The organism is Bacteroides sp. D1 (genome assembly GCF_000157095.2).
Lineage (GTDB): Bacteria > Bacteroidota > Bacteroidia > Bacteroidales > Bacteroidaceae > Bacteroides > Bacteroides xylanisolvens.
Window position 1 is genome coordinate 214,095 of record NZ_JH114339.1, and the last position, 21,799, is coordinate 235,893.

16 protein-coding genes are annotated in these 21,799 nt (G+C 43.2%); 11 read left to right on the forward strand and 5 right to left on the reverse strand.

The window, feature by feature from the left end:
• Positions 1 to 226: 226 nt before the first annotated feature.
• From BSAG_RS13570 to BSAG_RS13545, 6 genes are all read left to right on the forward strand, one after another.
• Positions 227 to 1,810, forward strand: a complete 1,584-nt coding sequence (locus BSAG_RS13570) for a sulfatase (protein WP_004316231.1) — start codon at positions 227 to 229, stop codon at positions 1,808 to 1,810.
• A gap of 18 nt (positions 1,811 to 1,828) precedes the next feature.
• Positions 1,829 to 4,153, forward strand: coding sequence for a glycoside hydrolase family 20 protein (locus BSAG_RS13565; RefSeq protein ID WP_004316230.1), 2,325 nt, complete (start codon positions 1,829 to 1,831; stop codon positions 4,151 to 4,153).
• Positions 4,154 to 4,223: 70 nt separating this feature from the next.
• Positions 4,224 to 7,313: a glycoside hydrolase family 2 TIM barrel-domain containing protein gene (locus tag BSAG_RS13560; RefSeq protein ID WP_004316229.1), complete on the forward strand. Its 3,090-nt coding sequence runs from the start codon at positions 4,224 to 4,226 to the stop codon at positions 7,311 to 7,313.
• A gap of 144 nt (positions 7,314 to 7,457) precedes the next feature.
• A complete protein-coding gene (locus BSAG_RS13555) occupies positions 7,458 to 9,275 on the forward strand; it encodes an alpha-L-fucosidase (protein WP_004316228.1) in 1,818 nt (605 codons plus the stop codon).
• A gap of 140 nt (positions 9,276 to 9,415) precedes the next feature.
• Positions 9,416 to 10,591: a mechanosensitive ion channel family protein gene (locus BSAG_RS13550; RefSeq protein ID WP_008017581.1), complete on the forward strand. Its 1,176-nt coding sequence runs from the start codon at positions 9,416 to 9,418 to the stop codon at positions 10,589 to 10,591.
• A gap of 96 nt (positions 10,592 to 10,687) precedes the next feature.
• Positions 10,688 to 12,298, forward strand: a complete 1,611-nt coding sequence (locus tag BSAG_RS13545; protein WP_004316226.1) for an ATP-binding protein — start codon at positions 10,688 to 10,690, stop codon at positions 12,296 to 12,298.
• Positions 12,299 to 12,376: 78 nt separating this feature from the next.
• Here BSAG_RS13545 and BSAG_RS13540 read toward each other — a convergent pair whose 3' ends face one another.
• Both BSAG_RS13540 and BSAG_RS13535 read right to left on the reverse strand, forming a co-directional pair.
• Positions 12,377 to 13,594: an endonuclease gene (locus BSAG_RS13540; protein ID WP_008997465.1), complete on the reverse strand. Its 1,218-nt coding sequence runs from the start codon at positions 13,592 to 13,594 to the stop codon at positions 12,377 to 12,379.
• A complete protein-coding gene (locus BSAG_RS13535) occupies positions 13,575 to 15,035 on the reverse strand; it encodes an aminoacyl-histidine dipeptidase (RefSeq protein WP_004316224.1) in 1,461 nt (486 codons plus the stop codon). The genes BSAG_RS13540 and BSAG_RS13535 overlap by 20 nt, the downstream gene beginning before the upstream one ends.
• Before the next feature lie 133 nt (positions 15,036 to 15,168).
• Between BSAG_RS13535 and BSAG_RS13530 the strand changes: the two genes are divergently transcribed.
• On the forward strand, positions 15,169 to 15,402 hold the full coding sequence (locus BSAG_RS13530; RefSeq protein WP_008026083.1) for a hypothetical protein: 234 nt from the start codon (positions 15,169 to 15,171) through the stop codon (positions 15,400 to 15,402).
• Positions 15,403 to 15,429: 27 nt separating this feature from the next.
• Positions 15,430 to 16,032, forward strand: a complete 603-nt coding sequence (locus BSAG_RS13525) for an OmpH family outer membrane protein (protein ID WP_008771479.1) — start codon at positions 15,430 to 15,432, stop codon at positions 16,030 to 16,032.
• 109 nt (positions 16,033 to 16,141) lie between these two features.
• On the opposite strand, the gene BSAG_RS13520 is transcribed toward BSAG_RS13525, so the two are convergent.
• Entirely contained in the window at positions 16,142 to 16,483 is a 342-nt protein-coding gene (locus tag BSAG_RS13520; RefSeq protein WP_004316221.1) for a hypothetical protein, read from the reverse strand.
• 3 nt (positions 16,484 to 16,486) lie between these two features.
• On the reverse strand, positions 16,487 to 16,783 hold the full coding sequence (locus BSAG_RS13515; RefSeq protein WP_004316220.1) for an FtsB family cell division protein: 297 nt from the start codon (positions 16,781 to 16,783) through the stop codon (positions 16,487 to 16,489).
• 234 nt (positions 16,784 to 17,017) lie between these two features.
• Between BSAG_RS13515 and BSAG_RS13510 the strand changes: the two genes are divergently transcribed.
• The gene (locus BSAG_RS13510) at positions 17,018 to 18,883 is read left to right on the forward strand and encodes a DNA polymerase III subunit gamma/tau (RefSeq protein ID WP_004316219.1); all 1,866 of its coding nucleotides are present in this window, start codon (positions 17,018 to 17,020) and stop codon (positions 18,881 to 18,883) included.
• A 92-nt stretch (positions 18,884 to 18,975) separates the two neighbouring features.
• Here BSAG_RS13510 and BSAG_RS13505 read toward each other — a convergent pair whose 3' ends face one another.
• Positions 18,976 to 19,209 (reverse strand): PspC domain-containing protein, encoded by a 234-nt coding sequence (locus BSAG_RS13505; RefSeq protein ID WP_004316218.1) that lies wholly within the window; start codon positions 19,207 to 19,209, stop codon positions 18,976 to 18,978.
• Between the two features lie 305 nt (positions 19,210 to 19,514).
• Here BSAG_RS13505 and BSAG_RS13500 point away from each other — a divergent pair, with 305 nt between their 5' ends.
• Together BSAG_RS13500 and BSAG_RS13495 are read left to right on the forward strand one after the other, a co-directional pair.
• Positions 19,515 to 20,048, forward strand: coding sequence for a Crp/Fnr family transcriptional regulator (locus BSAG_RS13500; RefSeq protein WP_008645828.1), 534 nt, complete (start codon positions 19,515 to 19,517; stop codon positions 20,046 to 20,048).
• A 65-nt stretch (positions 20,049 to 20,113) separates the two neighbouring features.
• On the forward strand, positions 20,114 to 21,295 hold the full coding sequence (locus BSAG_RS13495) for an acyltransferase (RefSeq protein WP_008771475.1): 1,182 nt from the start codon (positions 20,114 to 20,116) through the stop codon (positions 21,293 to 21,295).
• Positions 21,296 to 21,799 lie beyond the last annotated feature (504 nt).

Sequence of the window (21,799 nt, forward strand, 5' to 3'; positions counted from 1 at the left end):
AGTGTTTCTGCTTTTCATTCGGGTTTTCTTTATATAAATAGAAATCATTGTATATATTTTCTTGGATTTGCTGGATTGGAAATGAGTTGTAAATAGTGTTTTTGCCATTTTTCCTTCTGAAACAGACAAAAATGGAGAATATTGGAAATTAATTGGTTATTTGTGAACATGGATTTTGTTGACAGGTCTCTACCTTTGTCACTACAATCTAATATAAAGTTGTTTTATGGAAAAACTGCAATCAAACTTATTCTTTCCTTTAGCAGGAATAGCTGCCGTAGCTTCCCTTGCTTCCTGCTCAAACAAGCAAAGGCCTGCGGAGCAACTCCCTTTGAATATCGTCTACATTATGACAGACGACCACACAGCTCAAATGATGAGCTGTTACGACACACGCTACATGGAAACCCCCAACCTCGACCGCATTGCTGCTGACGGTGTACGTTTTACTCAAAGCTTTGTTGCCAATTCTTTAAGCGGCCCCAGCCGTGCCTGCATGATAACGGGCAAACATAGTTGTGCCAATAAATTCTATGATAATACCACTTGCGTATTCGACAGTTCGCAACAAACTTTTCCGAAACTGTTGCAGAAAATCGGTTATCAGACAGCATTGGTGGGTAAATGGCATCTTGAAAGCTTGCCTTCCGGCTTTGATTACTGGCAGATTGTTCCCGGACAAGGAGACTACTACAACCCGGATTTCATCACACAAAACAATGACACTATTCAAAAACATGGATACATCACGAATCTTATTACCGATGACGCCATTGACTGGATAGAAAACAAACGCAATCCGGAAAAACCTTTCTGCCTTTTGATTCACCACAAGGCAATTCACCGTAACTGGTTGGCGGATACTTGCAACCTGGCTTTGTACGAAGATAAAACCTTCCCGCTACCGGATAATTTCTTTGACGATTATGAAGGACGTCCCGCCGCTGCCGCGCAAGAGATGAATATTGTGAAGGACATGGACATGATTTATGACCTCAAAATGCTTCGTCCTGATAAAAACACCCGTCTGAAATCCTTATATGAGAAGTATGTCGGACGTATGGACGAAGGTCAACGTGCTGCATGGGACAAATTCTACACGCCGGTTATAGATGATTTCTACAGGCAGAACCTGCAAGGCAAGGAACTTGCCAATTGGAAATTCCAGCGTTACATGCGTGACTATATGAAGACCGTAAAATCACTGGACGACAATGTTGGTCGTGTACTCGACTATCTGAAAGAGAAAGGCTTGCTGGATAACACACTTGTCGTCTATACTTCCGACCAAGGATTCTACATGGGTGAACACGGTTGGTTTGATAAACGCTTCATGTACGAAGAATCCATGCGTACACCGCTTATCATGCGTTTGCCGAAAGGATTCGACCGCAGGGGTGATATCACAGAAATGGTACAGAACATCGACTATGCACCCACCTTCCTCGAATTGGCAGGAGCAGAAATCCCTTCTGATATCCAAGGGATATCCCTCGTTCCTTTACTGAAAGGCGAACATCCGAAAGACTGGCGGAAAGCTCTCTACTATCATTTCTATGAATATCCCGCTGAACACATGGTGAAACGTCATTACGGGGTACGTACAGACCGCTATAAATTGATTCATTTCTATAATGATATCAACTGGTGGGAACTCTACGACTTGCAGGCAGACCCGTCGGAAATGCACAACCTCTACGGGCAACCTGAATACGAATCGGTAGTGAAAGAACTGAAAGAAGAAATGCTGAAACTTCAGGAGCAATACAATGACCCTGTCCGCTTCTCACCGGAAAGAGACAAGGAATAACACCAACGTATATACACCATGAAAAGATACATCTTAATCATTCTCATACTGCTTTCGCCACTGACAGTGTTCTTGCAGGCTGATAACTTAACATCCCCTTTAATTTCAATAGTACCACGCCCGACACAGATTGTGCCGGGTAGTGGTAATTTCACCTTTTCTGCAAAAACGGCCTTTGCGGTAGAAAATCAGGAACAAGCCGTGATTGCCCGCAATTTTATCGACTTGTTTACCCGTGCTGCCGGAATAACTCCGGCTTTGAATGTCGGCAGCAAAGAAGGACAAATTCGTTTTGTGACGGATTCTTCTTTTAAACCCGAAGCATATCTGTTGGAGATTACACCGCAACAGATACTTATTAAAGCTTCGGATACAAAGGGTTTCTTTTATGCCCTGCAATCTATTCGCCAACTCCTGCCTGCTGCCATAGAATCAGAGCAACCGGTACAGAATATCGCTTGGAGCGTTCCCGCAATGACAGTTCAGGATGAGCCCCGTTTTGGTTTCAGAGGATTACTTTTGGACCCGGTACGTTGCTTTATTCCCAAAGAGAACGTACTGCGAATCATCGACTGTATGGCGATGTTGAAAATAAACAAACTTCATTTTCATCTGACGGACGATAACGGCTGGCGGATTGAAATAAAGAAATATCCTCGTTTGACGGAAGTAGGAGCGTGGAGAGTAGACCGTACGGATGTACCTTTTCACTCACGCCGTAACCCGGAGCGTGGAGAGCTTACTCCAATAGGTGGTTTCTATACACAGGAGGAGATTCGGGAAATTGTAGCTTATGCTGCCGACAGACAAATAGAAGTCATTCCGGAAATAGATGTACCGGCACACAGTAACGCTGCTTTGGCTGCTTATCCCCAGTTTGCTTGTCCGGTTGTGAAAGACTTTATCGGTGTACTTCCCGGCTTGGGAGGACGAAATTCCGAGATTATCTACTGTGCGGGAAATGATAGCGTATTTACATTCTTGCAGGATGTCTTTGACGAAATTCTGGCACTTTTCCCTTCCCGCTATATTCATGTCGGAGGAGATGAAGCGCGAAAGACGAACTGGGAAAAATGTCCGCTTTGTCAGAAACGGATGAGAAAGCAGCATTTAGCCAATGAGGAAGACTTGCAAGGTTATTTCATGAAGCGTATCAGTGATTACCTGCGTAAGAAAGGACGCGAGGTGATTGGCTGGGATGAGTTGACAAACAGTTCTTTTCTTCCCGAAGAATCCATTATTCTCGGTTGGCAGGGAATGGGAACGGCTGCCCTGAAAGCTGCTGAAAAAGGACATCGTTTTATCATGACTCCGGCGCGTATCATGTACCTGATTCGCTATCAGGGACCGCAATGGTTTGAACCGGTAACGTATTTCGGTAACAATACCCTAAAAGATGTTTTTGATTACGAACCTGTACAAAAAGACTGGAAACCGGAATACGAATCATTGCTAATGGGTATACAGGCCTGTATGTGGACGGAATTCTGTAATAAACCGGAAGACGTGGATTATCTTTTGTTCCCTCGTCTGGCTGCCTTGGCAGAAGTGGCTTGGACAGCTGCAGGAACGAAGGACTGGACTGGATTTTTGAAACGAATGGATGTATACAATTCGCATATTGCAGAAAAAGGAATTGTTTATGCCCGCTCAATGTATAACATACAACAGACGGTGACACCAGTGGACGGACATCTGGAAGTGAGTTTGGAATGTATCCGTCCGGATGTGGAAATTTATTATACACTGAATGGGAGTAATCCGGCAATGTCTTCTCATCGTTACGACGGACCTATCTGTGTGACGAAGACGCAAATGGTGAAAGCCGCTACCTTTATGAACGGCAAGCAAATGGGAGAAACCTTAGAGTTGCCACTCACATGGAACAAAGCTACGGCAAAACCTTTGCTTGACAATAAGAAGAACGAAATGTTATTAGTCAATGGATTGCGGGGAAGCCTGAAATATACGGATTCTGAATGGTGTAACTGGAGCCGGAATGATTCTATCTCTTTCACAATAGATTTACAGAGTCAGGAAAAACTGAATAAATTAGCTATTGGTTGCATTACGAATTATGGAATGGGAGCGCACAAACCGAAAATGATTCGCGTAGAAGTTTCTGATGATAATCGTACCTACCATGCCATAGGAGAATTGAACTTTTCTCCGGAAGAAATCTATCAGGAAGGAACTTTCAGAAATGACTATTCGATAGACATGGGCGGAGTATCTGCTCGTTATGTCCGGGTGACGGCAGAAGGTGCGGGGATATGTCCCGACGAGCATGTCCGCCCCGGTCAGGAAGCGAGAGTCTATTTTGATGAAGTGATTATAGAATAGTAATCAAGTAGTTAAAAAATAGCAATTAGGTGCTTTGTAAAACAATCTTGTATAAACTAATAATGATGACATGCTTATGAACATTAGCTTTAAGAAACGAACTTCTTTAATCTTATCAGCAGTACTGGCTGCCACTACTTTCACGCTAGCGCAGCAACAACCGTTGCCCGAATGGCAAAGCCAGTATGCGGTGGGACTGAACAAACTCGCTCCTCACACATACGTATGGCCTTATGCCAACGCTTCCGACATTGAAAAGCCGGGAGGGTATGAACAGTCTCCTTTTTATATGAGCCTGAACGGAAAGTGGAAATTCCATTGGGTGAAGAATCCCGATAACCGTCCGAAGGACTTTTACCAACCTTCTTATTACACAGGAGGATGGGCGGACATCAATGTGCCCGGCAACTGGGAATGTCAGGGTTATGGCACAGCTATCTATGTCAACGAAACGTATGAATTTGACGATAAAATGTTCAACTTCAAGAAGAATCCGCCGCTGGTACCGCATGCGGAAAATGAAGTCGGCTCATACCGCCGTACCTTCAAAGTGCCTGCCGACTGGAAAGGACGCCGGATAGTACTTTGTTGTGAAGGGGTCATCTCTTTCTATTATGTATGGGTGAATGGAAAATTGCTTGGATACAATCAGGGATCAAAGACAGCTGCCGAATGGGATATTACTGACGTCCTCAATGAAGGCGAAAATGTGGTTGCTTTGGAAGTGTACCGATGGAGTGCGGGTGCTTATCTGGAATGTCAGGATATGTGGCGTTTGAGTGGTATCGAACGTGATGTGTATCTTTACAGCACTCCTAAACAGTACATTGCCGACTACAAACTGAATGCATCTTTGGACAAAGAGAAATACAAAGATGGAATTTTCGGACTTGAAGTGACCGTAGAGGGACCTTCTATTACACTTGGAGCCACTTCTATTGCTTACACCCTGAAAGACGCCGAAGGCAAAGCTGTCTTGCAGGATGCCATCCGGATAAAATCCCGTGGATTGAGCAATCTTATCACGTTTGATGAAAAGAATCTACCTGATGTAAAGGCTTGGAGTGCAGAGCATCCTCATCTTTACACATTGATACTCGAACTGAAAGATGAACAAGGCAAGGTCACCGAACTGACGGGTTGCGAAGTCGGCTTCCGTACATCGGAAATCAAAGACGGACGTTTCTGCATCAACGGTGTTCCGGTATTGGTGAAAGGAACTAACCGTCACGAACACTCCCAGCTGGGACGTACCGTGAGCAAGGAACTGATGGAACTGGACATCAAACTGATGAAACAGCACAATATCAACATGGTGCGTAACTCGCATTATCCGACTCACCCTTACTGGTATCAGCTTTGCGACCGCTACGGATTGTACATGATTGATGAGGCAAATATCGAATCTCACGGCATGGGATATGGGTCTGCTTCTCTTGCCAAAGACACTACCTGGCTGACCGCGCACATGGACCGCACCCACCGGATGTACGAACGTTCCAAGAATCATCCCGCTATCGTTATCTGGTCGTTGGGAAATGAAGCCGGCAACGGAATCAACTTCGAGCGTACCTACGACTGGCTGAAATCGGTAGAAAACACTCGTCCCGTGCAATACGAACGTGCCGAATTGAACTATAATACGGATATTTACTGCCGTATGTACCGCAGTGTGGACGACATCAAAGCATATCTTGCGAAGAAAGACATCTATCGTCCTTTCATTCTTTGCGAATATCTTCATGCGATGGGTAACAGTTGCGGCGGATTGAAAGAATACTGGGATGTATTTGAAAACAATCCGATGGCACAAGGTGGCTGCGTTTGGGACTGGGTAGACCAGTCATTCCGCGAAATAGATAAAAATGGTAAATGGTATTGGACGTATGGCGGTGATTACGGGCCGGAAGGAATCCCGAGTTTCGGTAACTTCTGCTGTAACGGTTTGGTAGGCGCCAATCGTGAACCGCATCCGCATTTGCTTGAAGTAAAGAAAGTATATCAGAATATAAAAGCGACTTTGGCGGATCAAAAGAATCTGACTATCCGTGTCAAGAACTGGTATGACTTCTCTAATCTGAATGAGTATGTACTGAACTGGAATGTGACGGCAGACAATGGCAAGATCTTGGCAGAAGGTACGAAAACGATTGATTGTGCACCGCACGCTACCGTAGATGTAGCTTTAGGCGCTGTCAAACTTCCGAATACAATTCGTGAGGCTTATCTGAATATCAGCTGGACGCGTCGTGAAGCATCTTCAATGATCGATAAGGACTGGGAAGTGGCATACGATCAGTTCGTGCTTGCCGGTAATAAGAATTATACAGGTTACCGTCCGCAAAAAGCAGGTGAAACGACTTTCACTGTTGACAAGCAAACAGGGGCGCTGACTTCATTGAACCTGAATGGCAAAGAATTATTAGCTGCTCCGCTGACATTGAGCCTTTTCCGCCCGGCAACGGATAATGACAACCGGGATAAGAACGGTGCACGTCTGTGGCGTAATGCAGGATTGGATAATCTGACCCAAAAGGTCGTTTCACTGAAAGAGGGCAAGACTTCGACCACTGCCCGGGTGGAAATTCTAAATGCGAAAGCGCAAAAGATAGGAACTGCCGACTTTGTTTATTCATTGGATAAAAACGGTGCGCTGAAAGTTCTTACTACTTTCCAGCCCGACACGACCATCGTGAAATCAATGGCACGCCTGGGACTGACATTCCGTGTATCGAACACCTACGATCAGGTTTCTTACCTCGGACGTGGAGAGAATGAAACATACATTGACCGCAATCAGTCCGGCAAAATCGGTGTATATCAGACCACACCGGAACGGATGTTTCATTATTATGTTGCTCCGCAATCTACGGGCAACCGCACCGATGTACGTTGGGCGAAGTTGGCAAATACTTCCGGCGAAGGCCTCTTTGTAGAATCAAATCGTGCTTTCCAGTTTAGTATGATTCCTTTCTCGGATGTATTATTAGAGAAGGTCCGCCATATCAATGAACTGGAACGTGATGGATTGCTGACAGTGCATCTGGATGCCGAACAGGCAGGCGTGGGGACGGCTACTTGTGGTCCCGGAGTGTTACCGCAATACTTGGTTCCATTAAAGAAACAGAGTTTTGAATTTACCCTTTATCCGGTAAAATAGATACTAAATCAATAGGTTATTTAGATTATATATAAAGGTGGGGGTTACACTGATTGAATGGAATATCGTAAGAAAGTATTCCATGAGAATCGTGAAATCCGTGCCTTTATTTTATTTTTGTAAAACTGCAATAATTTATAGGCTATGAATAAACTACTAATCTCTCTCTTATTGTCTTCTACCCTCATCGGTGGAGTGCAGGCACAGAAAAAAGAAAACTACTACGTGAAGCATGTTGAATTTCCTCAAGATGCAACGCTCGAACAGAAAGTCGATATGGCAGCGCGGTTGGTACCCACTCCGCAACAATATGCCTGGCAACAAATGGAACTGACCGCTTTCCTTCATTTTGGCATCAACACTTTTACCGGACGTGAATGGGGAGACGGAAAAGAAGATCCCGCACTCTTTAATCCTTCAGAACTCGATGCTGGACAATGGGTGAAGAGTTTGAAAAATGCAGGTTTCAAAATGGTTATTCTGACCGCAAAGCATCACGACGGTTTCTGCCTTTGGCCAACAGCCACCACTAAACATTCCGTAGCCTCTTCTCCTTGGAAGAACGGACAGGGGGATGTCGTAAAAGAACTTCGGAAAGCCTGCGATAAATATGATATGAAGTTCGGCGTCTATCTTTCTCCGTGGGATCGCAATGCGGAATGTTATGGAGACTCTCCCCGTTACAATGAATTCTTTATCCGCCAATTGACGGAATTGCTTACCAATTACGGTGAAGTGCACGAAGTATGGTTCGACGGAGCGAATGGGGAAGGCCCGAACGGAAAGAAACAAATATATGACTGGGACGCTTTCTATAAAACCATTCAACGCCTGCAACCGAAAGCTGTGATGGCGATTATGGGAGACGATGTCCGTTGGGTAGGAAATGAAAGAGGGCTGGGACGCGAGACGGAATGGAATGCCACCGTACTGACTCCGGGAATTTATGCCCGCTCGACAGAAAACAACAAACGTCTGGGTGTCTTTAGCAAAGCGGAAGATTTAGGAAGCCGCAAAATGCTGGAGAAAGCTACGGAATTATTCTGGTATCCTTCGGAAGTGGATGTGTCCATCCGTCCGGGATGGTTCTATCATGCGGAAGAAGACGCGAAAGTGAAATCCTTGAAACATCTGTCGGATATTTATTTCCAGTCGGTAGGATATAACTCCGTGCTTTTATTGAATATACCGCCCGACCGCAAAGGCTTGATTAATGAAGCGGACGTGAATCGTCTGGAGGAATTTGCAGCTTACCGTGAACAGATATTTGCCGATAACCGGGTGAAGAAAGGGAGAAACTACTGGAATGCCATTTCGGGCAGTGAAGCCGTTTATTCTTTGGAACCGGGTTCGGAAATTAACTTAGTGATGCTTCAGGAAGATATCACAAAAGGACAGAGAGTGGAGTCTTTCGTTGTAGAGGCTTTGACTGATAACGGTTGGAAAGAAGTAGGCAAGGGTACGACAATCGGATATAAACGTATGCTGCGTTTCCCGGTCGTGAAAGCCAGTCAGTTACGGGTGAAGATTGACGAATGTCGTCTGACTGCTCATATTAACCAAGTGGCCGCTTATTATGCAGCTCCTTTGCAGGAAGTGGTTCAGGGTGAAGATTGGAATAATCTGCCTCGTGCCGGCTGGAAACAAGTCGCTGATTCTCCGTTGACGATTGACTTGGGCAAATCGGTGACATTAGCCAGCTTTACTTATGCCCCTTCGAAAGCGGAAGCGAAACCGACGATGGCTTTCCGTTATAAATTCTTTGTGAGCATGGACGGAAAGCACTGGAAGGAAGTTCCTGCCAATGGTGAGTTCAGTAATATCATGCACAACCCGCTGCCGCAAACGGTCACTTTCGGCCAGAAAGTACAGGCGCGTTATATTAAGTTGGAGGCTACTACACCTACCGCAACAACCGCGAAAGTAGGAATGGATGAAATAGGAGTGATAACAACTCCCTGATGGGATTGTTATCGCTGAAAGATATGCTTAGAGAATAGCAGTGAAGACTGGCAGTCCCGATTTCTTGTGAATCGGACGCCAGTCTTTTTTTCTAAACCAAATGAATCTTTTGCTGTTATTAATAAAAAAGGACAGAAGTTATGCTTGTACTAGATTTAGGAAAATGGATGAACAAAATCCTGATAGATTGGGGAATAGACCCGACAGTTGCCGACCGTTTTGATGAGACTATTATTGCTGTGCTGATGATAGCAATTGCTATCGGTCTGAATTATCTCTGCCAGGCGATTCTTATAGGAGGAATGAAGCGGTACACCCGTCGGAAACCGCACCTTTGGAATACGTTGCTGATGAAGCGCAAAGTGTTTCACAACCTGATTCATACGGTTCCGGCTTTTCTGGTTTATTCTTTACTGCCAATGGCTTTTATTCGTGGCAAGGACTTATTGCTTATTTCCCAGAAAGCTTGTGCCGTTTACATAATCTTTTCTTTGCTGTTGGCCATTAATGGGATTCTATTGATGATAATGGATATCTACGACGGGAAGGAGTCAATGAAGAACCGTCCGATGAAAGGATTCATTCAGGTGTTGCAGGTGCTTCTGTTCTTTGTCGGTGGAATCATTATCATTGCCATTATTGTGAATAAGTCCCCAGCCAGTTTGTTTGCGGGATTAGGGGCTTCGGCCGCCATACTGATGCTGGTATTCAAGGATTCCATACTAGGATTTGTGGCGGGGATCCAGCTTTCCGCCAATGATATGGTTCGTCCGGGCGACTGGATAACGCTTCCTTCCGGTGCTGCCAATGGCACAGTGCAGGAGATTACTCTGAATACAGTCAAGATTCAGAATTTCGATAATACGATTTCTACCGTTCCCCCTTATACCTTGGTCAGCAGCCCTTTCCAGAACTGGCGGGGAATGGTGCAATCAGGAGGACGAAGGGTAATGAAGAATATAACCCTGGATTTGACTACGCTCCAATTCTGTACGCCCGAAATGCTCGACCGTTATCGGAAGGAAATCCCTTTGATGGCGGATTATCAGCCTGAAGAAGGTGTAGTACCTACCAATTCCCAGGTTTATCGTGTATATATCGAGCGTTATTTGTGCAGCTTGCCTGTGGTGAATCAAGATTTGGACTTGATTATCAGCCAGAAAGAAGCCACGATGTATGGAGTACCTATTCAAGTTTACTTCTTCTCCCGAAACAAAGTTTGGAAAGAATACGAACGTATCCAGTCGGACATCTTCGACCATTTGCTGGCAATGGTTCCCAAGTTTGACTTGAAGGTTTATCAGTATTCGGATTAATATAACAAAATTCGTTTTATAATGTCCGGAATCGTTTGTATTTATGCCTGTTTTCACGTATCTTCGTCTAGTGATTCATAAAAAGCCGATAAAAAGATGAAATATCCTATTGGAATACAGAGCTTTGACCGCCTTCGTGAAGACGGTTTTGTTTATGTAGACAAGACTGCCTTAGTTTACAACCTTGTGCAAACGGGTTCAATCTATTTCTTGAGTCGTCCCCGTCGTTTTGGGAAGAGTCTGTTGGTGAGTACACTTGCCTGTTATTTTCAGGGGCGGAAAGAACTTTTCGACGGACTGGCAATTGCTGACCTTGAAAAAGACTGGTTGCAATATCCTATTTTCCGCATTGACTTTAACGGTGGGCCATACACCCAACCGGGAGTGCTCGAAGCAACTATCGAAGGGTATTTAGGCAATTGGGAAGACATCTATGGCAAAAATCTGAACTATACTACCACAGGTGACCGCTTCAAGGAACTGCTCCGCCGTGCTTATGAACGGACAGGGCAGCGTGCGGTAGTACTGATTGATGAATATGACAAACCAATTCTCGATGTGTTGGATACCGGAACTTACACCTGCAACCATGTAGGAGAGAAACTTTTGCTTGAAGACCATCACAGGGAAATTCTGAAATCTTTTTATTCCACCTTCAAAGGAGCTGACGAATACTTGAAATTCGTACTGTTGACGGGAGTTACGAAATTTTCGCAAGTAAGTGTGTTCAGTGGCTTCAACCAACCAAAAGACATTAGTATGGATGAACGCTACGAATCACTATGCGGAATCACTCAGGAAGAATTGGAGAAATACTTCGCAGAACCCATCTCGCGATTGGCAACTAAATACGAATGTACGGTGGAGGAAATGAAGGACTGGTTGAAACGGCAGTACGATGGCTATCATTTTAGTACGAACATGGCCGCCATCTATAATCCGTTTAGCATACTTAATGCCTTTGATATGAATGAAATCCGTGACTACTGGTTCGCCACCGGTACCCCGACTTATTTGATACGTCTGCTACAACACAGTCGCGAACAGATGAATGAACTAACAGGAAAATTCTACGACCCAACTATGTTTATAGACTACAAAGCGGATGTGGAACAGCCCCTACCAATGATTTTTCAAAGCGGATACCTCACAATCAAGGAATATAATAAAAAAATGGGAACCTATCTGCTCGATTTCCCAAACAACGAAGTACGGAAGGGATTCTTGTCTGTATTAGCAGCCAATTATATGAAGCCGAAGAGTAAAGAAGTGACGAGTTGGATAACAGATGCCGTGATGGACCTTGAACGCGGTGATACAGATGCGTTCCGCCGTTCCCTCACCTCTTTTTTGGCAAGTATTCCCTATGACTCCCACGGCTCGTTGAAAGATATAGATATAACAGAAAAGCATTTTCAATACACTTTTTATCTATTGCTTCGACTGATAGGCGTATATTGCACCGCCATCCATTGCGAGGACCGCCAAAGCTACGGACGGGTGGATTGTACGCTGGAGATGGAGGATTACGTCTATATCTTTGAATTCAAAATGGATGGAACAGCACAGGAAGCTCTGGAACAAATAGAGAAGACTGGCTACGCCAAGCCTTATTTGGCAGACAAACGAAAAGTGATTTGCATCGGAGTGAACTTCTCATCTGTCACACGGACAGTAGAAGACTGGGAAGAAGTTTCTATCGTATGAGAAATATCATAATTATTTTCCAAGATATATTTGTTGTTCATTCATTATTATAGAAAGAACTAACGAGACGGTACTTTATTAATATAAAATCAGCTCGAAGTCTGCATAAATAGGTAAATGGTCGCTGACACCGCCTTGATACTTCATCCCCTTATAAGTGCGGAAAGGTTCTTTATCACCATATTTTTCGTCATCTTTCAGTAAAAAGGGGAGAAGGCATACATTTGCTTTTTCTTCGCTGGTGAAAAAGTGATTTGATTGATTTAATAGAGTGCCTGATACAATCAAGTGATCGAGTAATCCCCATTCACCACGATATTTGTAAGAACCGAAGTCTTTTGATTTAGCTTTCCGGGCGAGTAGGTGATATAGTTTTAATGAGGAGGGGGCAACTGTTGAGAAGTTGGTGGAGCCGGTTGTTGAGGCTAGATTATTGGTAGTAACAGGAGGTGCTTCAGCTTCCAATATTTTCTGAATAGATTGATTGGTCGGGTAATCGTTGAAATCTCCCATAATAATGACTTGCGGAAGAGAACGAATGTTCATAATGCTATCAACTTCCATACGTAGAATGTGAGCTGCATATAAGCGATAGGGTTCCGATTCTTTGGCTCCACCCGAACGGCTGGGGAGGTGGCAGACAAATACGTCGAGCGTATCTCCCGTCAGTAGAAGTCCGCTGACGTGTAGCAAATCTCTTGTCGGGCGGTATTGCTTCAACGGAGGGATGGAAATGGAACGGGAAGATAATAGTTTGAATAAATCCCGTTGATAAAGCAAGGCTACGTCAATTCCTCTTAAATCAGGGGAGTTGGTCATTACATAACGATAACTAAGCTCTTTTAAAGGAGAACGGCGGGTCAGGTCACGAAGCACTGTATCATTTTCTACTTCACATAATCCGACTAATGCAGGCGGACTCCATTCACCAATCGCCGTAATTACACGGGCAACGTCAACCAGCTTTTTCTTATATCTGCTATAATTCCAATGACGCATCGCGTTGGGAAGAAATTCGTGATCGTTTTTTAAACTATCATGACGAGTGTCGAACAGGTTTTCTATGTTCCAACTTACAACGCGGAAAGGGATTCTTTCTTGTTGAGAGGGGACTTGTGTGTCGTGATAGCCTTGTCCTTCGTGAGAATCTTGTGCGATAGCATAAGAAGGAGCAAAGAAACTTACAGCTATTAAATTCATTGCAAAAAAGAGCATGGCAACAGCTACTCTCTTTTCACTGTTACCATACTCTTCTTTATGTTGACTTATCTGTCTGTTATTTCTTGGCAGGAACATGTGCCAAGATATCCAATAGATGTTTCCAGAATTTCTCAACGGTAGGAATAAGCATTCGTTCGTCAGGAGAGTGAACACCTGTCAGTGTCGGTCCGAAAGAAATCATATCCAGCGTTGGATATTTATCAAGGAACAGACCACATTCCAATCCTGCATGGATGGCTTTAACTTTCGCGTCTACACCAAACAGACGCTTGTAAGATTCAACAGCCACTTCGAGGATAGCCGAGTGGGGATTCGGTTTCCATCCCGGATAACCCTCGCCAAACGTAACATTGGCTCCCGCCAGTTGGAATACAGCACGAACCGTGTTCGCCATATCGTTGCGTGCGGATAGTATCGAGCTCCGCTGACTAGTTTCAATGCGGATGACATGATTCGGCTTCATCTTGACAGATGCCAGGTTGGTAGAAGTTTCCACCAGTCCGGGAATATCCTGGCTCATGGCGTATACACCGTGAGGAGCTGCATACAGAGCTTTTAATAAACGGGTAGTGGTATCCTGGTCGATAGCCGTCTTGCGGGGAGTTTCCGATTCGAGAACCAACTTTAAGTCGGGCTCTACAACGGATAATTCGTCTTCCATTTCGCTGGTGAAGATATTCAGTTCGGTGCGGACATCATGTTTGGCATCTTCGGGAACAGCACAGATAGTGTATGCCTCGCGGGGAATAGCGTTGCGCAGATTACCACCGTTGATTTCACAGAGGTACAGATCGTGTCTGGCAGCCATGCGGGAAAGGAAACGGTTCAGTATTTTGTTGGCATTTCCTCGTCCCAAATGAATATCACCACCGGAGTGACCGCCTTTCAAACCTTTCACTTCCACTTTGAAGAAAAAATATCCGGCAGGAATTTCTACCTCCTTATAAGTAAATTCTGCAACGGAGTCAATGCCTCCGGCACAGCCGATAAAGATTTCCCCTTCATCTTCCGAATCGAGGTTCAGAAGAATATCACCGCTCATAAAACCTTCCTGCAGGGCGAAAGCTCCGGTAAGCCCCGTTTCTTCGTCTACGGTAAACAGACATTCCAACGGACCATGTTCAATGCTGTCGTCAGCCAGAATAGCCAGTTCGGTAGCTACACCGATACCGTTGTCGGCTCCGAGGGTAGTGCCTTTGGCTTTCAGCCATTCACCGTCAATTTCCGTTTCGATGGGATCGGTGAGGAAGTCATGTTGAACGTCATTGTTCTTTTCGCACACCATGTCGATATGTGATTGCAATACGACGGTTTGAAGATTTTCCTTTCCCGGAGTAGCGGGTTTTTTAATCAATACGTTGCCAGCTTCGTCCACCTTGGTTTCCAGGTTATGTTTTGCTCCGAATGCCTTTAGGTAGACAATCATTTTCTCTTCCTTCTTTGAAGGGCGTGGCACTTGGCAGATTTCTTCGAAATACTTGAATACGCCAGCCGGCTTTAAGTCTTTTTTTTCCATGCTGTTTTTATTTTATAATAGGAATAGAAGGGCTGTTTTCGCTTCTTCTATTGCTAAATATGGTTAATTTGATTGACTTATCTGAACTCATATCTCATTAAAGCCTATCTTTGCACTCACAAAATTAATAGAAATGGTTGAGACTATACTGATAACTTTGTTAATAGTTGCTATTTCCCTGGTATTATTAGGGGTGAAAGTATTCTTTACGAAGGGTGGAAAATTCCCAAATGGTCATGTGAGCGGGAATAAAACGTTGCGTCAGAAAGGAATCGGATGCGCACAGTCGCAGGATCGCGAAGCACAAAAGAAACCACGTTTTTCTATTGATGAGTTGGAAAAAGCCTTGAACGATAGTATGAATTAAATTTATTAAAAACAATACTTATTAATTATGAATAGAATGAACTACCTCATGAACGGTTTGGCTGCTCTTGCGTTTATCGTTTTATTTTCACAATGTGCTGGCAAAACTGACAATCAAACTACAAGTACTCCGGCACAGGCTAATGCCGAACTGTCAGGAATGAAAATTGCCTATGTTGAAATAGATACGCTGCTTGCCAAATACAATTTCTGTATTGACTTGAATGAGGCGATGGTAAAGAAGAGCGAGAACGTTCGCATGACATTGAATCAGAAGGCTACCTCTTTGAACAAGGAAAAACAAGATTTCCAGAAGAAAGTAGAAAACAATGCTTTCCTGTCACAAGATAGAGCGCAGCAAGAATACAACCGTCTGGTGAAGTTGGAACAAGATTTGCAAGAGTTGAGCAACAAACTTCAGAATGGTTTGATGGAAGAGAACAACAAGAACAGCTTGCAGTTCCGCGATTCTATCAACGCTTTCCTGAAAGAATATAATAAGACTCACGGATATAGCCTGATTTTCAGCAACACTGGGTTTGATAACCTGCTTTATGCTGACAGCGCTTTTAATATCACAAAAGAAATTGTTGATGGGTTGAATGCAAGATATTCACCAGTGAAGAAATAATAATGAATAGAAAGCGTTTCGTTTTTTAATAAAAAGGACGGAACGCCATAATATATTTTTTGTTTAATTTTCCACCTGTTCAAGACTGCGAAGCTATGGGCAGGTTTTTTTATGCCCTTTCTTTTTCTTCTTCCTGCGGAATACGGAAAGCAGTGTAAAGTTCGAGGATAGCAGCAATCGTGAGGCAGGCAATCCATTCATTGCCTCGGGTGGTAAACATAAAGGCTCCAGTCAGGATCAGCGCCAATGCTCCGAATATCTGCTGAACGCGTAGGCGTTTCAGTGTTTTTCCTTTTCCTTTGACAGGCGTGTTCACTTGTGCCAAAGCGAAAAGTCCGGCTCCGATAGTATATATGTAAGGAGCATAGATCCATCCGGTGATAAATACAGCAGCTCCGGTGAGAGCCATGATAGCGCCTACGACGAAAAGGGCGGGTACTAATTGTTTCATTCTTTAATCTTCAAAAACGTAAATATCTTCGTTGGGTTTCTTCATCAGATACTTTTCACGGGCGATTTGCTCGATGGCGTCCGGATTGGTCGTTATTTCGTTGAGACGCTTGGTATTCTCTTCGTAATCTGCCCGGTACTTTTCTATCTCTTCTTTCAACTGGCTAATCTCCCGTTCATATCCGAAACGACGAACCAGGCTGTTCTCGTCCAGAAAGCCAATGATAACAGCAAACGCAACGACCGTAATGAGATACTTTCGTCTGCGTATGAAACTCCAGATACTGATTAGTTTACCCATAATTTCTCCTTTTAATATCCGCAAAGATAAAACTAATAACTTAAAAACTTATCGCTTTAGCTTCAAAACTTCTCTCTTTATCCCTTATTACATCTCACTTTTTTTGTGTACATTTGCAGAGTAAGCGAAAACAGGCTTCACTCGGCATAGTTCAAGCTAGCTTGACTCTGCTCTCATTTGCACTGTTTTTGCAGAGTAAGCGAAAATTCAAAAAAAACAGAGAGAATCCCGGATATGGAAAACTATATTGTTTCAGCCCGTAAGTACCGTCCGTCCACGTTCGAATCGGTGGTAGGACAGCGGGCGTTGACTACTACGCTGAAAAATGCAATTGCTACCCAAAAGCTGGCTCATGCTTATTTGTTTTGCGGACCACGTGGGGTAGGAAAGACCACTTGTGCGCGTATCTTTGCCAAAACCATCAATTGTATGACGCCTACTGCCGACGGAGAGGCTTGTAATCAGTGTGAGTCATGTGTAGCTTTCAACGAACAGCGATCATACAATATTCACGAACTCGATGCTGCTTCCAACAACTCGGTAGATGACATTCGCCAGTTGGTGGAGCAAGTACGCATCCCGCCGCAGATTGGTAAATATAAGGTATATATCATCGACGAGGTGCACATGCTTTCGGCATCTGCTTTCAATGCGTTCCTGAAAACGCTGGAAGAACCTCCCCGTCATGCTATCTTTATCCTGGCTACGACGGAGAAGCATAAGATTCTCCCTACCATTCTTTCCCGTTGTCAGATTTATGACTTTAACCGGATAAGCGTGGAAGATACGGTGAATCATCTGTCGTATGTTGCTTCGAAAGAAGGAATCACGGCGGAGCCGGAAGCACTGAACGTGATAGCTATGAAGGCAGACGGTGGTATGCGTGATGCTTTGTCTATCTTCGATCAGGTTGTAAGTTTCACCGGAGGAAATATCACCTATAAGAGTGTGATTGATAATCTGAACGTTCTTGATTATGAATATTATTTCCGCCTGACGGATTGTTTCCTCGAAAACAAGGTAAGTGATGCTTTGTTGCTTTTCAATGATATATTGAATAAAGGCTTTGACGGAAGTCATTTTATTACCGGATTATCGTCTCATTTCCGTGACCTGTTGGTTGGAAAAGACCCGGTGACATTGCCTCTACTGGAAGTGGGAGCGAGCATACGTCAACGCTATCAGGAACAGGCGCAGAAATGTCCGTTACCTTTCTTGTACCGGGCTATGAAGCTTTGTAATGAGTGTGATTTGAATTACCGCATCAGCAAAAATAAGCGTTTGCTGGTAGAACTGACCTTGATACAGGTTGCACAGCTTACCACCGAGGGGGATGACGTGAGTGGTGGGCGTGGCCCTACGAAGACCATAAAACCCATATTCACACAGCCTGCCGCAGCTCAGCAGCCGCAGGTCACTTCTGCAACCCAGGTTCAGCAGGCTTCCCTTCATACGTCTCCGTCTTCAGTAACAACACAGGCTGTTAATGGCACTACTGCCCGGCATCCGCAAGCATCTGCAGCAGTGCAACCGGGAGCATCAGCTTCTTCTGGTGCGGCTTCGTCTGCTCCGTCGCAAGGAGCGGGAGTTGCCCCGACTGTCAAGGAAGAACGGAAAATTCCGGTGATGAAGATGTCTAGTTTGGGCGTGTCTATCAAGAATCCGCAGCGCGATCAGACAACGCAGAATACAGTTACCACTCATGTTCCCAGAGTACAGCAACCGGAAGAAGATTTTATTTTCAATGATCGGGATTTGAATTATTACTGGCAGGAATATGCCGGTCAGTTGCCGAAAGAACAGGATGCTCTTACTAAACGTATGCAGATGCTCCGTCCGGTATTGCTTAATAACTCAACGACTTTTGAAGTGGTGGTTGATAATGAGTTTGCTGCAAAGGATTTTACAGCTTTGATTCCTGAATTGCAGAGTTATCTTCGTGGTAGGCTGAAAAACAGCAAAGTGGTGATGACAGTGCGGGTAAGTGAGGCAACGGAAACAATACGTCCTGTGGGACGTGTCGAGAAATTCCAGATGATGGCTCAAAAGAATCAAGCGTTGATGCAGCTGAAAGATGAGTTCGGACTGGAGCTATACTAATGTACTTATTTCTATCGGATTACCATCTTCCAGGAACGAAGGCTTTTATCTATATCGGATACTGGTATGAAAATATGGTCTATACTTTTAATTTAATGTAAACGTTGATTCATACGGTCTTCGTATCCGTCTGAAGGTCTTTTTCCCGGCATGACAATCCACAGGATTATATATATGATTACTCCGGCGAAAGCAGTGAAGAATGTAGCCAGTATATACACTATTCTTAATAAGGTAGGATCCCATCCGAAATATTCGGCTATTCCGGCGCATACGCCTGCGATCATTCGGTTGGAAGAACGGGTTAATTTCTTTTCATTTTCCATGATGTACTTTGTTTTAGTGCGAATACTATACAAATATAAAGAATATCATTGGGATAATCGAATAAAATCGGCAGATTATGGCAGAAAAGTATGGATACCCAGTCATGAAACAACAACGGAAAGGCAAGGGGAGCAATCCATAAATGTTAATCTGGGCGATATATAAAAATGCAGCTTGTTTATTTATTATAGGAGCATTTTTGTATTTTTGTAGCCGCTTAATAAAAAAACAGGAAAGAGTAAATAAGCGTTGTGAAAGTCAAATGATGCGTAATACGATAAACTCACTTAAAGCCAAGTCAAACATGAGCAATAGTTCCATAAATGAACTGTTTGCTCATAGCTCTTTATTGGAACTGCCCAAAAAACATATCCTAACGTCCTCTTTCCAGAATGATAAAAACTTTTATTTCATTGAAAAAGGTATAGCACGCTCATATTGTGTAATTAACGACAAAGAACTCACCTCATGGTTTAGTACAGAAGGAGATATCGTTTTTTCGACGAACAATTTTTATGGGAACCAACAAGGGTACGAATATGAAGTTGTTCAGTTATTGGAAAATACGGTATTATATGCCGTGCCGATAAAAGATTTGGAAAAGCTGTATCAGACTAATATAGAAATAGCGAACTGGTCAAGGATTTTGCATCAAGAGGCTTTTATAATGAATGAAAAGCGTTTAATTTCAAGACTGTATAAGTCAGCGGAAGAACGATATATAGAATTGTTGCAAACACGTCCGGATCTCTTCCAAAGAGTAAATTTGGGTTATATTGCATCTTTTTTAGGCATCTCTCAAGTTACGTTGTGCCATTTGAGGAACAAGATTAAATAATAGGGTTGTTTCGTTTCCCTTCCTTCGCATTGCTTTATTCTGCTTTTTTAAGTAGTTTAAAAAAAATGTCATACCATTGTCCTAACTTTGCAATTGAAAAAATTGAATACCAAATGAAAAATGTGAATCATATAGTATGGGCTGATTTAATTCGTGTGATAGCCATTTTAATGGTCATCTGTATCCATTGTTCAGACCCTTTCAATGTTTCTCCTGAAGCTCGTTTAAATCCGGAGTATAACTTATGGGGGAGTATTTATGGAGCTTTCTTGCGTCCGTGCGTACCGTTGTTTGTGATGCTGACAGGAATGTTATTATTACCGGTAGAACAGGGAATCGGACAATTTTATAAAAAAAGGATGCTTCGTGTAATAGTCCCTTTTATTGTATGGTCTTTATTATATAACTTGTTTCCGTGGTTTACGGGTATTTTAGGGCTGAATAATTCTGTTTTGTCTGAAATGTTTGCGTATGCAGGAGAGTCTCCAAGCCAAACTTGGGATAGTTGCTTGCATAATATTCTTATGATTCCTTTTAACTTCAATACATATACAGTTCCTTTATGGTACATATATATGTTGATAGGATTATATTTGTATATGCCTTTTTTTTCTGCATGGCTGAAACAAGCAACAGAGAAACAAATGAAAATATTCTTATTCGTTTGGTTTATCACATTATTTCTGCCTTATTGCCAAGAATATATATCCAGCTATATAGGAGGTACTTGTGCTTGGAATGACTATGGCACTTTATATTATTTTTTAGGTTTTAGCGGTTATCTGCTTTTAGGCTATTATTTGAAAGACAGAAACAAGTTGTCAGTGAAAAAGACTGTTGTTTTATCTCTCATTCTTTTTAGTGTCGGTTATGCCATAACGTATTATGGATTCAGGAATATGACTTCACAACCTGATATTACAGAGCGCCAAATGGAATTATTCTTTTTATACTGTTCGCCCAATGTCTTTTTAATGACGGTTGCCTGGTATTTATTAATTCAAAAAGTAAAGGTAACGTCTCCCTTAATTATATCAGCCTTAAAGAATATAACAAAATGTGGACTGGGCATCTATATGGTACATTATTTTGCTGTAGGAATAGGTTATTTAGCGATTGACAGAATTGATTTACCTATATTCATGCGTATTCCAGCGACAGCTTTATTTGTGTTTATCGTATCGTGGTGTATAGTTGCATTATTTTACAAAGTGCTGCCTAAGGCTGCGAAATGGATAATGGGATAGTTTAGTTTTGCTACATAAATGTAAAACAGATAAAAGAAAAAAGGGAGCAGTCCGAAAATTAAGGGGAGTGATTTGGGGCAATCACATTCTTAAAATAGATTCATTCTTGCACGTTTTTGATTCTTTTCACCACAGAGGACACGGAGGGCACAGAGGTGAATTTGTTTTATGACTTATGGTTGTGACCCTAATTTTGATGCGTAATCCTCCTACCATAAAGTTGAAAAAACATGAAAACATCTGCCACCTGCAACGAAAAGCGTGTAATGTACTAGTTGATAAATAGTTGGAGCGTTGCAGATACCTGCGGCAGATAGGTTGCAGATAAAGTATCTGCAACACAGTATAAACCTTACATAAGCTAATTCTCCATGAGTGCAAAAGTTTATTGTATACATTGACTTCCCGTTTCCAGGCGGGGAACTGTCGTTTCCTGCATTAGAAATTACAGTTTCCACGGCAGGAAACGAGAGTTTCTAAGGCGGGACACTACAGTTTCTACGT

What these genes read in the sequence shown, in the direction of transcription:
- BSAG_RS13560 (WP_004316229.1), top strand. Translation starts at nt 4,224, where the DNA reads ATGCTTATGAACATTAGCTTTAAGAAACGAACTTCTTTAATCTTATCA.
- BSAG_RS13545 (WP_004316226.1), top strand. Translation starts at nt 10,688, where the DNA reads ATGAAATATCCTATTGGAATACAGAGCTTTGACCGCCTTCGTGAAGAC.
- BSAG_RS13525 (WP_008771479.1), top strand. Translation starts at nt 15,430, where the DNA reads ATGAATAGAATGAACTACCTCATGAACGGTTTGGCTGCTCTTGCGTTT.
- BSAG_RS13510 (WP_004316219.1), top strand. Translation starts at nt 17,018, where the DNA reads ATGGAAAACTATATTGTTTCAGCCCGTAAGTACCGTCCGTCCACGTTC.
- BSAG_RS13555 (WP_004316228.1), top strand. Translation starts at nt 7,458, where the DNA reads ATGAATAAACTACTAATCTCTCTCTTATTGTCTTCTACCCTCATCGGT.
- BSAG_RS13540 (WP_008997465.1), bottom strand. Translation starts at nt 13,594, where the DNA reads ATGTTCCTGCCAAGAAATAACAGACAGATAAGTCAACATAAAGAAGAG.
- BSAG_RS13570 (WP_004316231.1), top strand. Translation starts at nt 227, where the DNA reads ATGGAAAAACTGCAATCAAACTTATTCTTTCCTTTAGCAGGAATAGCT.
- BSAG_RS13530 (WP_008026083.1), top strand. Translation starts at nt 15,169, where the DNA reads ATGGTTGAGACTATACTGATAACTTTGTTAATAGTTGCTATTTCCCTG.
- BSAG_RS13565 (WP_004316230.1), top strand. Translation starts at nt 1,829, where the DNA reads ATGAAAAGATACATCTTAATCATTCTCATACTGCTTTCGCCACTGACA.
- BSAG_RS13505 (WP_004316218.1), bottom strand. Translation starts at nt 19,209, where the DNA reads ATGGAAAATGAAAAGAAATTAACCCGTTCTTCCAACCGAATGATCGCA.
- BSAG_RS13550 (WP_008017581.1), top strand. Translation starts at nt 9,416, where the DNA reads ATGCTTGTACTAGATTTAGGAAAATGGATGAACAAAATCCTGATAGAT.
- BSAG_RS13520 (WP_004316221.1), bottom strand. Translation starts at nt 16,483, where the DNA reads ATGAAACAATTAGTACCCGCCCTTTTCGTCGTAGGCGCTATCATGGCT.
- BSAG_RS13500 (WP_008645828.1), top strand. Translation starts at nt 19,515, where the DNA reads ATGAGCAATAGTTCCATAAATGAACTGTTTGCTCATAGCTCTTTATTG.
- BSAG_RS13535 (WP_004316224.1), bottom strand. Translation starts at nt 15,035, where the DNA reads ATGGAAAAAAAAGACTTAAAGCCGGCTGGCGTATTCAAGTATTTCGAA.
- BSAG_RS13495 (WP_008771475.1), top strand. Translation starts at nt 20,114, where the DNA reads ATGTCATACCATTGTCCTAACTTTGCAATTGAAAAAATTGAATACCAA.
- BSAG_RS13515 (WP_004316220.1), bottom strand. Translation starts at nt 16,783, where the DNA reads ATGGGTAAACTAATCAGTATCTGGAGTTTCATACGCAGACGAAAGTAT.